The sequence below is a fragment of the Citrobacter sp. Marseille-Q5395 genome (assembly GCF_947057495.1).
In the GTDB taxonomy this organism is placed as follows: Bacteria; Pseudomonadota; Gammaproteobacteria; order Enterobacterales; family Enterobacteriaceae; genus Citrobacter; species Citrobacter murliniae.
Genome location: NZ_CAMSEL010000001.1, coordinates 723559 through 738547, shown reverse-complemented (window position 1 = coordinate 738547; position 14989 = coordinate 723559). Strand labels below are relative to the sequence as shown.

Annotated in this window: 16 protein-coding genes; 10 read left to right on the top strand and 6 right to left on the bottom strand. The window is 50.0% G+C overall.

What is annotated here, in order from left to right; all coding sequences use genetic code 11:
• The first annotated feature begins 59 nt into the window (after window positions 1-59).
• Window positions 60-1508 (top strand): NAD-dependent succinate-semialdehyde dehydrogenase, encoded by a 1449-nt coding sequence (locus OH663_RS03405; RefSeq protein WP_200010092.1) that lies wholly within the window; start codon window positions 60-62, stop codon window positions 1506-1508.
• A 29-nt stretch (window positions 1509-1537) separates the two neighbouring features.
• A complete protein-coding gene (locus OH663_RS03400) occupies window positions 1538-1816 on the top strand; it encodes a barstar family protein (RefSeq protein ID WP_045448157.1) in 279 nt (92 codons plus the stop codon).
• 56 nt (window positions 1817-1872) lie between these two features.
• Here the strand turns inward: OH663_RS03400 and yhcN are convergent, their stop codons facing one another.
• A complete protein-coding gene (yhcN, locus tag OH663_RS03395; RefSeq protein ID WP_045448153.1) occupies window positions 1873-2139 on the bottom strand; it encodes a peroxide/acid stress response protein YhcN in 267 nt (88 codons plus the stop codon).
• 375 nt (window positions 2140-2514) lie between these two features.
• Entirely contained in the window at window positions 2515-2985 is a 471-nt protein-coding gene (argR, locus tag OH663_RS03390) for a transcriptional regulator ArgR (protein ID WP_045448150.1), read from the bottom strand.
• A gap of 435 nt (window positions 2986-3420) precedes the next feature.
• Between argR and mdh the strand changes: the two genes are divergently transcribed.
• Window positions 3421-4356 carry a malate dehydrogenase gene (gene mdh, locus OH663_RS03385; protein ID WP_048220470.1) on the top strand — a complete coding sequence of 312 codons (936 nt, stop codon included), beginning with the start codon at window positions 3421-3423 and terminating at the stop codon, window positions 4354-4356.
• A gap of 99 nt (window positions 4357-4455) precedes the next feature.
• On the opposite strand, the gene degS is transcribed toward mdh, so the two are convergent.
• The 3 genes from degS to zapG form a co-directional block, all read right to left on the bottom strand.
• Window positions 4456-5523, bottom strand: coding sequence for an outer membrane-stress sensor serine endopeptidase DegS (gene degS, locus OH663_RS03380; protein WP_200010091.1), 1068 nt, complete (start codon window positions 5521-5523; stop codon window positions 4456-4458).
• 90 nt (window positions 5524-5613) lie between these two features.
• Entirely contained in the window at window positions 5614-6987 is a 1374-nt protein-coding gene (gene degQ, locus OH663_RS03375; protein ID WP_045448142.1) for a serine endoprotease DegQ, read from the bottom strand.
• Window positions 6988-7155: 168 nt separating this feature from the next.
• Entirely contained in the window at window positions 7156-7554 is a 399-nt protein-coding gene (gene zapG / locus OH663_RS03370; protein ID WP_045448139.1) for a Z-ring associated protein ZapG, read from the bottom strand.
• 192 nt (window positions 7555-7746) lie between these two features.
• On the opposite strand from zapG, the gene zapE reads away from it, so the two are divergent.
• The 5 genes from zapE (at window position 7747) to sspB (ending at window position 11393) form a co-directional block, all read left to right on the top strand.
• On the top strand, window positions 7747-8874 hold the full coding sequence (zapE, locus tag OH663_RS03365; protein WP_045448136.1) for a cell division protein ZapE: 1128 nt from the start codon (window positions 7747-7749) through the stop codon (window positions 8872-8874).
• A 218-nt stretch (window positions 8875-9092) separates the two neighbouring features.
• Entirely contained in the window at window positions 9093-9521 is a 429-nt protein-coding gene (gene rplM, locus OH663_RS03360; protein WP_003025141.1) for a 50S ribosomal protein L13, read from the top strand.
• Between the two features lie 15 nt (window positions 9522-9536).
• Window positions 9537-9929: a 30S ribosomal protein S9 gene (rpsI, locus tag OH663_RS03355; protein ID WP_003025138.1), complete on the top strand. Its 393-nt coding sequence runs from the start codon at window positions 9537-9539 to the stop codon at window positions 9927-9929.
• A 316-nt stretch (window positions 9930-10245) separates the two neighbouring features.
• Complete coding sequence (sspA, locus tag OH663_RS03350; protein ID WP_045448133.1) at window positions 10246-10884, top strand: stringent starvation protein SspA; 639 nt, start codon at window positions 10246-10248, stop codon at window positions 10882-10884.
• Window positions 10885-10889: 5 nt separating this feature from the next.
• Complete coding sequence (gene sspB, locus OH663_RS03345; RefSeq protein ID WP_048220472.1) at window positions 10890-11393, top strand: ClpXP protease specificity-enhancing factor; 504 nt, start codon at window positions 10890-10892, stop codon at window positions 11391-11393.
• 43 nt (window positions 11394-11436) lie between these two features.
• On the opposite strand, the gene dcuC is transcribed toward sspB, so the two are convergent.
• Window positions 11437-12804: an anaerobic C4-dicarboxylate transporter DcuC gene (gene dcuC / locus OH663_RS03340; RefSeq protein WP_200010090.1), complete on the bottom strand. Its 1368-nt coding sequence runs from the start codon at window positions 12802-12804 to the stop codon at window positions 11437-11439.
• A 359-nt stretch (window positions 12805-13163) separates the two neighbouring features.
• Between dcuC and nanR the strand changes: the two genes are divergently transcribed.
• Both nanR and nanA read left to right on the top strand, forming a co-directional pair.
• Window positions 13164-13955, top strand: coding sequence for a transcriptional regulator NanR (gene nanR, locus OH663_RS03335; RefSeq protein ID WP_200010089.1), 792 nt, complete (start codon window positions 13164-13166; stop codon window positions 13953-13955).
• Window positions 13956-14089: 134 nt separating this feature from the next.
• Entirely contained in the window at window positions 14090-14983 is an 894-nt protein-coding gene (nanA, locus tag OH663_RS03330; RefSeq protein ID WP_048220474.1) for an N-acetylneuraminate lyase, read from the top strand.
• Window positions 14984-14989: the final 6 nt, after the last annotated feature.

Genomic DNA, 14989 nt, shown 5'->3' with positions numbered 1-14989 from the left:
TTTTTTTATGGCTATACTTATTCGATGTGCGTAAGCCATGACATCAGGAGGAAAAAACTATGCCTGGACTGCAGGAGAGTGAACTTTTTCAGACGGGATATCTGGTTAATGGGCAGTGGAAGACCCTGGATACCACCTTTGATGTGGTAAATCCGGCGACGGGGGAGGTCATTGCAAAGGTGGCGAAGGCGGGTAAGCAGCAGACTGAAGAGGCGATTGCTGCTGCCGCAAACGCTTTTCCGGCGTGGCGCGAAAAAACGGCGAAAGAGCGTTCGACAATCCTCTATCGCTGGTATGAACTGATCCTCGAAAACAAAAGCTGGCTGGGGCGTCTGATGACCATTGAACAAGGGAAGCCGCTGAAAGAAGCCGAAGGTGAAGTTGAGTACGCCGCCAGCTTTATTCAGTGGTTTGCGGAGCAGGCCAAACGCGCTAATGGTGAGATTATCCCTCCGATTAAACCAGGCTCGCGAATTCTCGCTACCCGTGAACCTGTTGGTGTAGTCGCTGCGATCACTCCGTGGAACTTCCCGATGGCGATGCTGACACGCAAACTTGGGCCCGCGCTGGCTGCGGGATGTACCGGGGTGATTAAGCCGGCCAACAATATGCCGCTCAGCGCGTTTGCGCTGCTAACGCTGGCGAAAAAGGCTGGTGTGCCCGATGGGGTGCTTAACGCTGTCGCGGGCAATACCCCGGAAATCAGTGATGCAATTATGGCTAGCCATAAAGTGCGTAAAATTTCCTTTACCGGCTCCACCGCTGTCGGAAAAACGCTGGTGCGTAACGCGGCCGACACGATGAAAAAAGTCTCGATGGAGTTGGGCGGCAACGCCCCATACATTGTGTTTGATGATGCCGATATTGATGCCGCGGTGCAGGGGGCCATCGCTAACAAATTCCGTAATGCGGGTCAGGTGTGCGTTAGTGTTAACCGCTTCTATATTCAGGAATCCATCTATGACGAATTTACCCGCAAACTGGCGGATGCTGTCCAGGCGCTGAAGGTGGGTAATGGTCTGGATGACGGTGTGGTGGTTGGCCCGCTGATCGAGCCTTCGGCAGTAGATAAAGTGCGGGAACATGTTGAAGATGCTATTGCAAAAGGTGCGACGGTTCTGGCGGGAGGAAAAGCGCATTCGTTGGGCGGTAACTTCTGGCAGCCAACGGTACTGAGCAATTGCAACGAAGAGATGAAACTTGCCCGTGAAGAAACTTTCGGACCCGTCGCGGCCTGTTTCCGCTTTAGTCGTGAAGACGAAGTTATTCAGCGCGCTAACGATACTCCTTTTGGGCTGGCTGCTTATTTCTATACGCAAAACCTGCAGCGTGTATTCCGCGTTTCGCAGGCCATTGAAAGCGGCATGATTGGTATCAACGAATGTGCCGTTTCAACCGAGCTGGGGCCATTTGGTGGGGTAAAAGAGTCGGGGTTAGGGCGTGAAGGATCGGTGCTTGGATTAGAAGAGTTTCTGCAAGTGAAGACCTTGCATATTGGTGGTCTGTAGAGTAACCGACGGCGGGATGGTGGCTATAGATGAATATCTATACGTTTGATTTTGACGAGATTGAAGATCAAAGTGATTTCTACCGGGAGTTTACGCGTACCTTCGGCCTGGCCCGGGAAAAGGTCAGTGACTTAGATTCTCTGTGGGAAGTGGTTGTCGGGGAAGTATTGCCGTTGCCGCTGGAGATTGAGTTTGTGCATTTGCCGGATAAGCAACGCAGACGCTATGGCGCGCTGATTTTGCTGTTTGATGAAGCGGAAGAAGAGCTGGAAGGGCAATTGCGCTTTAACGTTCGTCACTCATCTTAAGAGATAAAAAAAGCCCCCGGCAGCGGGGGCAAGTCGTCGGACTAGACGACGAGGGTTTATTTGTACAGTTCAGCAGTTGCGTGCCAGTGAGCCCCTTCACGGAGTTCAGTAACGCGATAGCTGCTGGCGCCCGCTTTTTCTGCTTTGGCGACAATTTCCTGACGCATATCCATTGGTGAGCTACCAATCTGAGACACAGAGATAGTACCCATGGATTGCAGATTCTGTGCTTCTTGTGAGTTCACCTGATTTACCGCAGCGCTTGCGCCGAAAGAGATAACAGACAGAAGGCTTAAGGTTGCAACAGTAGTTTTGATTTTCATGATATTTACCTCGTCGAATACTTTTATTGGGGTCTTCGTTTCGTGACCCTCATCACAGAATCAAGTATACACTAATCACTCAGTAAATTAATACCACGCTAATGGTTTCGTCGGGTATTATGGGTTAAAAAATATATTTTTTATAACCAAACGGAATTAAAAATACGCTTCAGTACACCGGGATTAAAATAAGTTCAATAAAATCATATTGATATGTGATTTTGCAATTTGTGCGTTTTTGATGATTATCATTCACTATGTGAATGCTTTATAGCGGTTAAACGCACTATCTGTTAAATGATTAGTAGTGAAAAACAGTGGCGTGGGTATGAAAGGAAGGTTTTTCCCCCGCCGCATGATGCGACGGGGAAGGGGTTACAGCTCTTGTTCGAAGAGCTCCAGAATAGCTTCGTACAGATCTTTTACCGTAAAGCCCATCGCTGGGGTGGTGAAGATGGTATCGTCTCCGGCAATCGTCCCGAGGATACCTTCCGCTTTACCCAATGAGTCCAGCAGGCGGGCAATTAATTGTGCTGCGCCTGGGCTGGTATGAATGACCACGACAGCATCGTTATAGTCGATATCCAGTACCAGATTTTTCAGCGGGCTTGAGGTTGTTGGAACCCCCAGTTCTGCCGGGAGGCAGTACACCATCTCCATTTTTGCATTGCGGGTACGCACTGCGCCAAACTTGGTCAGCATGCGTGAAACCTTGGACTGATTGATATTATCAAAGCCCTGATCCTGCAACGCGAGGACGATTTCGCCCTGAGAGCTGAATTTTTCTTCTTTGAGCAGCGCTTTAAACGCCTTTACTAATTCTTCTTGTTTAGCCGAGCTTCGCATAAGTCACCCGTAATATGGCGGTAGAAACAACATTATTGTGCATACAGATGAATTTTTATGCAAACGGTCTGCCTCGTTCAAGGCTGAAATAATGTTATGAAAGAGCGGAATTTTATCAAATTTCGTTATCAAGAAACATGCCTGTGTCACGGCTCGCAAATAAGATTAAAAGTAAATTAAATGTTATCAAATTGATGTTGTTTTGAGAGGGCGGTAGGGTATATTGTCAACACCTGTTGGAAAGTTGCTCTACTGGGCGGTTGTTTTGAATTACGTAACTTAGGATTTATTTTACGTAAGTTAAATGCATAAAAGCCAAATTTGCGTGACTACGCATTCTTGACGCGTGGTTATTGAATTCGTTGGATTTGTGAATTAAGGTCGCCGCCGCGGAGCAATAGACATTTTGCTTATCAATATAATAAGGAGTTTAGGATGAAAGTTGCAGTCCTCGGCGCTGCTGGTGGTATCGGTCAGGCGCTAGCATTACTGTTAAAAACCCAACTGCCTTCAGGTTCAGAACTCTCCCTGTACGACATCGCTCCAGTAACTCCTGGTGTGGCCGTTGACTTGAGCCATATCCCTACTGCTGTGAAAATCAAAGGCTTCAGCGGTGAAGATGCCACCCCTGCACTGGAAGGTGCTGATGTGGTTCTGATCTCTGCGGGTGTCGCGCGTAAGCCGGGTATGGATCGTTCCGACCTGTTTAACGTTAACGCAGGCATCGTGAAAAACCTGGTGCAGCAAGTTGCTAAAACCTGTCCAAAAGCATGTATTGGTATCATCACTAACCCGGTGAATACGACCGTTGCTATCGCTGCAGAAGTGCTGAAAAAAGCAGGCGTCTACGATAAGAACAAACTGTTTGGCGTAACTACGCTGGACATCATCCGCTCCAACACTTTTGTTGCGGAACTGAAAGGCAAACAGCCTGCCGATGTTGAAGTTCCGGTAATTGGTGGACACTCTGGCGTGACCATTCTGCCACTGCTGTCACAAATTCCTGGTGTGAGCTTCACCGAGCAGGAAGTTGCTGACCTGACCAAACGTATCCAGAACGCGGGTACCGAAGTTGTGGAAGCTAAAGCTGGTGGCGGTTCTGCAACCCTGTCTATGGGTCAGGCTGCGGCACGTTTTGGTCTGTCACTGGTTCGTGCCCTGAATGGCGAAAAAGGCGTAGTGGAATGTGCGTACGTTGAAGGCGATGGCCAGTATGCGCGCTTCTTCTCTCAGCCGCTGCTGCTGGGCAAAAATGGTGTGGAAGAGCGCAAGTCCATCGGTAAACTGAGTGCATTTGAACAGAATGCGCTGGAAGGTATGCTGGACACGCTGAAGAAAGATATTACTTTGGGCGAAGAGTTCGTTAAGTAATGCTTTCGTGTCGACCAGATAAGACGCTTCTGCGTTGCCATCAGGTTTGACGTATAAAAAAACCGGAGTAATCTCCGGTTTTTTTACATCCCAATTATACTAATTTGTTGCCGGGTATTCCTGAACCGTCACCTGGAGCGTCAACTGTTTATCATCGCGCATCACAATGACTGAGATAACCGACCCGGGGCGAATTTCAGCCACTTGATCCATGGTCTCCAGGGCTGATACCGCAGGTTTATTGTTGACCGATATAATCAGGTCGTTAATCTGAATACCTGCCTGCGCTGCCGGACCATCCGGGGCGACTTCGTTAACCACTATCCCCTGAATTTGATCCATCCCACTGCCCTGTGCATGCAGCGGAGCAATCTCACGACCACTAATACCGATGTACCCACGAATAACGCGTCCGTCACGAATCAGCTTATCCATGATTTTGGTTGCCAGCTGGAACGGAATGGCAAAACCAATCCCTTCAGGTGTCTCGCCATCATTACTTTTATCAAATGACAGCGTGTTAATACCCATCAACTCACCCAACGAGTTGACCAGCGCGCCGCCCGAGTTACCGTGGTTGATGGAGGCGTCTGTTTGCAGGAAATTTTGCCGCCCTGTTGGGTTCAAACCAATACGACCGGTGGCGCTGATGATCCCCTGGGTGATTGTTTGCCCAAGGTTGTACGGGTTCCCGATGGCGAGAACGACATCGCCAATATGCGGAACGCGCTTGTTATTGATTGGGATGGTTGGCAGTCCGCCAGAAGCGTTGATCTTTAGTACCGCAAGGTCGGTCAGCGTGTCGGAGCCGACAAGCAGGGCTTCAAACACACGCCCATCTTGTAAAGCGACGATGATTTGGTCGGCATCATTGATAACGTGTTTGTTGGTAATGATATAGCCGCGTTGATCCATGATAACGCCCGAGCCGAGTGTACGGATCTCGAGCTGGTTATGCGTCGTGCTATTCATACTGCGGTTGTAAACGTTAACCACGGCAGGCGCAGCGCGACGAACCGCCGGATTATAGCTGGCGGGTGTTTCATCTGCACTGTCGAACTGTGGTGCGGAAAGCGTATTAATTTTGCGCAGAGAGGGCATCGCGGCCAGCAGAATGGCGCCGACGATTAAACCAATCGCGACCGAACGTAAAAGCTTCACAAACATGATGGCGGCGTCATTAAAAAAGGGAACGGCAGCAGCATATCACGAGTTTACCGGACATCACACGGCAGGCTGATGTCCGGTTCGCATAGGTTAACGCAGGAGCAGATAGATATTATCGTTACCGCGTACCACCTGCAGAGCAATAATCGATGGTTTCGCTTCCAGAACTTTGCGCATTTCAGCAATCGAGTTCACGCGATCGCGGTTAACACTGATGATAACGTCATCTTTGTGCAGACCGGCCTGCGCGGCAGGGCTGCTTTTTTCGACGTTATCAATTTTGATGCCTTTAGTGCCGTCTTTTAACTGACCATCGCTGAGCGTTGCCCCCTGTAGCGCAGGTGCAATCATTTCTGCGCTGGCAGATGACGATGTGCTGGTGTCCAGGGTGACTTCAACTTCCAGTGGTTTGCCGTTACGTAGCAGTCCCAGTTTAACTTTGGTACCCGGCTCGGTTGTCGCGATGCGCGAACGCAGTTCAGCGAAACTGTTGAGCGGTTTGCCGTTGAGACTGGTAATGACATCACCGGATTTCACTCCAGCCTTCGCAGAGCCGGAGCCAGGCAGAACTTCGCTGACAAACGCGCCGCGCTGCACATCCAGTTTGAACGCTTTGGCAATATCGGCAGTCATTTCCGTGCCTTTAATACCCAGCAGGCCGCGTTTGATTTCACCAAACTGCATCAACTGCTGAGCCAGCGTGCGCGCCATGTTGCTTGGGATAGCAAAGCCAATACCGATACTGCCGCCGCCCGGAGCCAGAATGGCGGTATTAATACCGATCAGCTCACCATTCAGGTTCAGCAATGCGCCGCCGGAGTTACCGCGGTTAATAGATGCGTCGGTCTGAATAAAGTTTTCCAGACCCTCCAGGTTCAGACCGCTACGGCCTAACGCCGATACGATACCTGAAGTTGCCGTTTGTCCCAGTCCGAACGGGTTACCGACTGCTACGGCGAAATCACCTACACGCAGTTTGTCGGAGTCGGCGATGGCAATTTGCGTCAGATTGCTGGGGTGTTGAATTTGCAGTAGCGCGATATCGCTCTGATCGTCGCTACCGATAAGCTTGGCGTCGAACTCGCGGCCATCATTAAGCTGGACACTGATTTTTTGTGCCTGATTAATGACGTGATTGTTGGTTAAAACATAGCCTTTTGCGGCGTCAATAATAACTCCCGACCCCAGACCTTCGAACGGTTGCGAAGGTTGGTCTGGCAGTTCATCGCCAAAAAACTTTTTGAATTCTTCCGGGACTTTCTGTCCCTGTCCCTGAACGGCGGTACCCTCGACCCTCACGCTAACGACAGCAGGTAACACTTTCTCCAGCATTGGGGCGAGGCTGGGGAGCGCTGCCTGACCGGGAACCTGGCCGGGTATCGACGCAATGGCCTGAAACGGCGCCGAGAGAGTTAACCCGACACTTAACGCTAATGCACTCAACAGCTGGGTTTGTTTTTTCATTGATCCTGCTCTCGTACCTTGAGTAAACGGAAGATGATTCAAAACAGTTTGATGTTATTGAATTTTGGGTTTGGTCACAATGCGGCTAACGACTAAATAATAGCTGGGAAGGGAAGAGAAGCGGAGGGCGCAATTGCTGCGCCCAATAAATTTCTTAACGATGTGCAGTTAGTCGCGCTTTGCGCCACTACGCAGCAGGCCGGACGCCCCTTCGGAATAGTCACGCGGCATTTGAACCGGAGCCTGATCGTTGCCTGCTTCAGACTCTGCCAGACGATTACGGAATGGGTTGGATTCCGGTGACATACCTGGAAGAAGGTTGCTGGAGCTTTTCGCCATATGCTGATAGATCTGACGATAGTCGTCCGCCATGTTGTCCAGCAGCTCAGCGCTGCGGGCAAAGTGGCTCACCAGTTCCTCACGGTACTCTTCCAGCTCAGCTTTGTTTTTTTCAAGTTCGTACTGCAATGCCTGCTGTTGGCGTAATTTACGATTACCAAAACGCATGGCTACAGCACCAATAATGATACCGACGACTAACCCAATTAGCGCATATTCCCAGGTCATGAACATCTCCCGTTGTCTTTTGTTTCCGTAGGGTGTTGGCTTTAGGCTCCATGCCTGCGCCTGATTATGCCACTATAACCGCTAATCCCGTAGAAGTGGAATCCCGTCTTTATATCGCGTAGTGTAGAACGGCCTTTTTTTCGTCAACCGTGAGCGACGGCACATCGATTCTCAAGGAATAACAATAACATCATGCAAAGCCTTTCCCCGACATCGCGTTACCTGCAGGCCCTCAACGACGGCAGCCATCAACCTGACAACGTACAACAAGAAGCTGTGAATCGGCTGGAAACTATTTTCCAGGAACTCACAACCCGAACACGTCCTGTGCCGCAGGAGAGTGGGCTGATGGCCCGTTTTGGTAAATTGTTGGGTAAACGTGAGCCGACGGAAAATATGCCGGTACGCGGGCTGTATATGTGGGGGGGAGTGGGGCGTGGGAAAACCTGGCTGATGGATCTGTTCTACCATAGCCTGCCGGGTGAACGTAAACAGCGTCTGCACTTTCACCGCTTTATGCTGCGCGTGCATGAAGAACTTACCGCTCTGCAAGGTCAAAGTGACCCGCTGGAGGTGATTGCCGACCGTTTTAAAGCCCAGACGGATGTGCTGTGCTTTGACGAGTTTTTTGTTTCAGATATTACCGATGCGATGCTGCTCGGTGGATTAATGAAAGCGCTGTTTGCCCGTGGTATCACGCTGGTTGCGACCTCTAATATTCCGCCTGATGAGCTGTATCGTAATGGCTTGCAACGCGCACGTTTTCTGCCCGCTATCGAGGCAATCAAACAGTATTGCGACATCATGAACGTAGATGCTGGCGTTGATTATCGTCTGCGTACGTTAACGCAAGCGCATTTATGGTTATCGCCACTTAATGATGAAACTCAGCAGCAGATGGATAAACTGTGGCTGGCGTTAGCGGGCGCGAAAGGTGAGCATGCTCCGACGCTGGAGATAAACCATCGCCCGATGCCGACGTTAGCCGTAGAAAACCAAACGCTGGCGATTTCGTTTACCACGCTCTGCGTCGATGCGCGTAGTCAGCACGATTACATTGCGTTGTCGCGCCTGTTCCATACGGTGCTGTTATCTGATGTACCAGTGATGACACCGTTGATGGAGAGCGAAGCACGGCGTTTTATCGCGCTGGTTGATGAGTTCTACGAGCGCCATGTCAAACTGGTCGTGAGTGCGGCATCCCCCTTATATCAGATCTACCAGGGTGAACGCCTGAAGTTTGAATTCCAGCGCTGCTTGTCGCGTTTGCAAGAGATGCAAAGCGAAGAGTATCTGAAACGGGAACATTTAGCGGGTTAAACCCGCCGCAAATCACATAAAGGGGTCGATCTTTGACCCTGACTTCTCTATAATCTTGCGACCCCACGTTACGAGAGAGTTTTTTTCCCAAAACTTTCTATGTGCCGGCATAGGCTATTCGAAGGGGTAGGTTTGCTGGACAATGTCGTGTGAACCTCAACTGACAAAACGTTTGGGTGTTCACCAACGTGTAACTTATTTATTTGGGTAAGCTTTTAATGAAAACTTTTACAGCTAAACCAGAAACGGTAAAACGCGACTGGTATGTTGTTGACGCGACCGGTAAAACTCTGGGCCGTCTGGCTTCCGAACTGGCTCTGCGCCTGCGCGGCAAGCACAAAGCGGAATACACTCCGCACGTAGATACCGGTGATTACATCATCGTTCTGAACGCTGACAAAGTTGCTGTAACCGGCAACAAGCGTACTGACAAAGTGTACTATCACCACACCGGTCACATCGGTGGTATCAAACAAGCGACCTTTGAAGAGATGATTGCTCGCCGTCCTGAGCGTGTGCTTGAAATCGCGGTTAAAGGCATGCTGCCAAAAGGCCCGCTGGGTCGTGCTATGTTCCGTAAACTGAAAGTTTACGCTGGCAACGAGCACAACCACGCGGCACAGCAACCGCAAGTTCTTGACATCTAATCGGGATTATAGGCAATGGCTGAAAATCAATACTACGGCACTGGTCGCCGCAAAAGTTCCGCAGCTCGCGTTTTCATCAAACCGGGCAGTGGTAAAATCGTAATCAACCAACGTTCTCTGGAACAGTACTTCGGTCGTGAAACTGCCCGCATGGTAGTTCGTCAGCCGCTGGAACTGGTCGACATGGTTGAGAAACTGGATCTGTACATCACTGTTAAAGGTGGTGGTATCTCTGGTCAGGCTGGTGCGATCCGTCACGGTATCACCCGCGCTCTGATGGAGTATGATGAGTCCCTGCGTGGCGAACTGCGTAAAGCTGGCTTCGTTACCCGTGATGCTCGTCAGGTTGAACGTAAGAAAGTCGGTCTGCGTAAAGCACGTCGTCGTCCTCAGTTCTCCAAACGTTAATTGGTTTCTGCTTCGGCAGAGCTCAATTTGCGAAAAAACCCGCTTCGGCGGGTTTTTTTATGTATACTCGCCGCGAAGATCCACGGTAATGTGCTGATTGCCACCTCTTTTTCCCCATTTCCAGAATCGACTCACCACAAAGGTCACAAAATCTGGTAAACTATCATCCAATTTTCTGCCCAAATGTCCGGTATCGTTCATTTTTTGTTTGTATTTTGAGCAATAATGGCTTTCCCGAATATGGGTGACACCACTTCTGACTGGCCATATATAGTGGCTGGTAGCAGTAAAATTCTGAATATACCTGGAGGTTTTCATGGCTGTCGCTGCCAACAAACGTTCGGTAATGACGCTGTTTTCTGGTCCTACTGACATCTATAGCCATCAGGTCCGCATTGTGCTGGCTGAGAAAGGTGTTAGTTTCGAGATTGAGCATGTGGAGAAGGACAATCCACCTCAGGATCTGATCGACCTCAACCCGAATCAGAGCGTACCGACACTGGTGGATCGTGAGCTGACCCTGTGGGAATCTCGCATCATTATGGAATACCTGGATGAGCGTTTCCCGCATCCGCCGCTGATGCCGGTTTACCCGGTTGCGCGTGGTGAGAGCCGCCTGTACATGCAGCGTATCGAAAAAGACTGGTACACGCTGATGAACATCATCGTGAACGGTTCTGCTTCTGAAGCTGATGTCGCTCGTAAGCGACTGCGCGAAGAGTTGCTGGCGATTGCGCCAGTATTTGGTCAGAAACCGTATTTCCTGAGCGATGAGTTCAGCCTGGTAGATTGCTATCTGGCACCACTGCTGTGGCGTTTACCGCAGCTGGGTATTGAATTCAGCGGTGCAGGTTCGAAAGAGCTGAAAGGATATATGACTCGCGTCTTCGAACGTGACTCATTCCTGGCTTCTCTGACTGAGCCTGAACGTGAAATGCGCCTGGGCCGGGGTTAATCTGTATGGATTTGCCACAACTATCACCGCGCCGTCCGTATCTGCTGCGTGCATTTTATGAGTGGTTGCTAGACAACCAGCTTACGCCGCATCTGGTGGTGGATGTGACGCTCCCGGACGTGCAGGTTCCTATGGAATATGCGCGTGATGGGCAAATTGTTCTGAATATTGCACCGCGTGCAGTTGGGAACCTGGAACTGGCTAACGATGAAGTGCGCTTTAACGCGCGTTTCGGCGGAGTACCACGTCAGGTTTCTGTGCCGCTGGCTGCTGTTCTGGCAATTTATGCTCGTGAAAACGGTGCCGGTACGATGTTTGAGCCAGAATCCGCCTATGACGAAGATGTCGCCAGCCTAAACGATGACGACAACGAAGCTCCTGGCTTTGAGAGCGAAACGGTCATGTCCGTCATTGATGGTGATAAACCTGACAACGGCGACGACAATGACCCGGATGATACTCCACCGCCTCCTCGTGGTGGACGTCCAGCGCTACGCGTAGTTAAATAAAAAAACAGGCCCTTTGGGCCTGTTTTGTTTTCTGCGTTCGGGGTTAGTAAAACAGCGCGATTGTGGCGATCATATTCACCACAAATCCTACGGCCATTGGGATCGCCGTACGTTTAACCACTTCAAAAGGCGATACCCCAGCGATGCCTGATGTCACGACAATGACTGCGGTGATCGGTGAAACTGCGCGTGCCAGCGTGGTGGCAAAATGCATAGGCATAATCATTACGACAGCCGGAATATGCAGCCCGGCAGCGATATCCGGGATCAGGCTGGCAAAAGACATAAACGGCGCGTTGCCGGACCCCATTACGATTGCGCAGGCAGCAATAACCACAGCCATAATGATCATCACCCCGATACCGCCGAGCCCGGAGTGTTCCGCTCCTTTAATAACCGCATCGACGGTGCCGATAGTGGTCAACCCTTTAGCAAAGATCTCGCCTGCCACCACCAGTGTAACGACATTCGCAAACTGCGTGCCCATGCCGTCGAAAAAAGCCTGCACATCGTCCATTGTTTCGCGCAGATTGTGTTTGCGAAGGAACTCTACAAACATGGTCACTGTCATGCTCAACAGCATCACCACCACCAGATTAAGTTCTGCTTTCATCAATCCCTGATGCGCAAGGAACAGCGAACCCAGCATCAGGATCAGCGGCATTACCGGTAAAATGGCGTAATAGAGCGGTGGTACATCTTCGAGCCTCTTTTGTTCGGCGAAACCTGCGCTATCCGGTAACGCTTTTCTATCAAACTGGCGCTGCACGAAAAAATGCGCAATGGCAACGGCAATAATTACGCAGGAAGCCACTGGTAACTGGTAATGGAAGAAGTAGGTGGCGATTTTCATTCCTGCCACTTGTGCGGCAAAAATTGAGTTGGTTTCCAGAATGCCCCATTCAATCGACATTGAAGTGGCAATAACTGCCACCGCAGACAAACGGCTCACACCAAGGCTGACTAATGTCGGGAAGAGCGTGACCATCAGTAGCATGCCTAACCCGGAGGCGCTGGTTATGAACTGTGCCATGATCTGGCCGATCACATAGGTGGCGGCCAGAACGATGTAAGGTGATCGGATAACCTTAAGAGGTCGACTTAACAGGCTAACCATGGCTCTACTGGCTCCCATCCTGTCCATATAGCGGGCATAACCGCCCACCGCCATGATTGACAGTCCAAGTCCTGCGGCCCGGCTTGAGAGCATACGCAGAATTTCGTTATAAATATCGACCAGCAAATAGCCGCTGCTTTTATCAGGCGTGACCAACGCACCGTAGCCCAGCCAGACCCCGCAGATCATTAGAAAGATCCCGGCAGCTGCCAGTACCACTTGTGGTTTGTAGTTTTTGAGGATCAGATAACCCATCGTTAATAAAACGATGACAGAGATAATGATGCCGAACATTTTTTCACTCCATGGCAGAGAAGAACATAAATCCGGTAATTACATTGTTATAAATGCGGATGTTATATTTTTTCTGCGCCTTTTTATGGAGTGGATATCTTATTTTTTATTCAGAGTTTAAAATATTTTTCGTTTTAAAATAGATGGTTATGATAATTTTTCACGATCATGTTCGCTAATTTCATAAATAAAATATAGTGTTCTGTAATTAAATTTAACCTGAATGTTTTTATGATAAATAATATTTCTATTTTGTATATTCACAATGTGCCAGCTTTGCCGGGCGACCATCATTACACCCTGCTTTCGATCCTGTGTTAGGATGAACTCGCTGTTGTTTGTCACCTCGACTTAGCGGAATGGACCCTATGAACGCATTTGATTCGCAAGCTGAAGACTCTCCATCGACCATTGGCCGTAGCTTACGTAACCGTCCACTGGCGCGTAAAAAACTGTCTGAAATGGTTGAAGAAGAGCTGGAACAGATGATTCGTCGCCGGGAATTTGGCGAAGGTGAGCAGTTGCCGTCGGAACGAGAGCTGATGGCTTTCTTCAACGTGGGTCGTCCTTCCGTGCGGGAAGCGCTTGCTGCGTTAAAGCGTAAAGGTCTGGTGCAAATCAACAATGGCGAACGTGCCCGCGTTTCGCGCCCCTCTGCAGATACTATCATCAGTGAACTGTCCGGGATGGCGAAAGATTTCCTCTCGCATCCGGGAGGCATCGCTCACTTTGAACAGCTACGGTTGTTCTTTGAATCCAGCCTGGTGCGTTACGCTGCGGAACATGCCACTGACGAGCAAATCGATCGGCTGGCGAAAGCGCTGGAGATCAACAGCCAGTCGCTGGATGACAATACGTTGTTCATTCGTTCGGACGTTGATTTTCACCGAGTACTGGCGGAGATCCCTGGTAATCCTATCTTTATGGCGATCCATGTCGCGCTGCTGGACTGGCTGATTGCGGCTCGTCCGACCGTTGCCGATCAGGAATTGTATGAACACAATAGCGTGAGTTATCAGCAGCATATTGCCATTGTCGAGGCCATTCGCCAGCACAATCCTGATGAAGCTGACCGCTCCTTACAAGAACATCTCAACAGCGTATCCGCCACCTGGCACGCTTTCGGTAAAAATAAAAAATTGCGAAAGTGATCGCGATCCTGACGATCGTTTAGTGAGGCAGATCGCACTATAAGCGTTCTGTATTGTATTGCTGCTTATTTGATCTGGTATAACAGGTATAAAGGTATGCAGTCAGATAACACTAATCATCGACAGAGGTAGTTATGGCAAGAGATTTAAAAGGCGTAATGCCGGCGTTGTTGACTCCGTTCGACAACCAACAGCGACTGGACACTGAGAGTTTGCGTCGTCTGGTGCGCTTCAACATTGAGCAGGGTATTGATGGGCTTTATGTCGGTGGTTCTACCGGTGAAGCCTTTGTACAGAGCCGTGCTGAAAGAGAGCAGGTGCTGGAAATTGTTGCTGAAGAAGCGAAAGGTAAAGTCACTTTAATCGCGCACGTTGGCACAATCAGTACCGAAGAGAGTCAACAACTGGCGAGCGCCGCGCATCGCTACGGCTTTGATGCAGTCTCCGCAGTCACTCCGTTTTACTATCCGTTCAGCTTCGAAGAACATTGCGATCACTATCGCGCAATCATTGATTCCGCTGATGGCTTACCAATGGTGGTGTATAACATTCCAGCACTGAGTGGCGTCAAACTGACGCTGGATCAGATCAACACACTGGTGACGCTGCCGGGTGTTGGCGCACTGAAGCAAACCTCTGGCGATCTCTATCAGATGGAGCAGATCCGTCGTGCGCATCCTGATCTGGTGCTTTACAACGGTTATGACGAAATTTTCGCTTCTGGCCTGCTGGCTGGCGCTGATGGCGGAATCGGCAGTACCTACAACATCATGGGATGGCGTTACCAGGGAATTGTGAAAGCGCTCAAAGAAGGCGACGTCCGGACTGCACAAAAGCTGCAAACCGAGTGCAATAAGGTTATCGATCTGCTCATTAAAGTCGGCGTATTCCGTGGTCTGAAAACGGTCCTGCACTTTATGGACGTGGTCTCCGTACCGCTGTGCCGTAAACCGTTTGCTCCTGTAGATGAAAAATACCTGCCAGAACTGAAAGCATTGGCTAACCAACTGCTGGCGGAAAAGGCGTAACAGCGT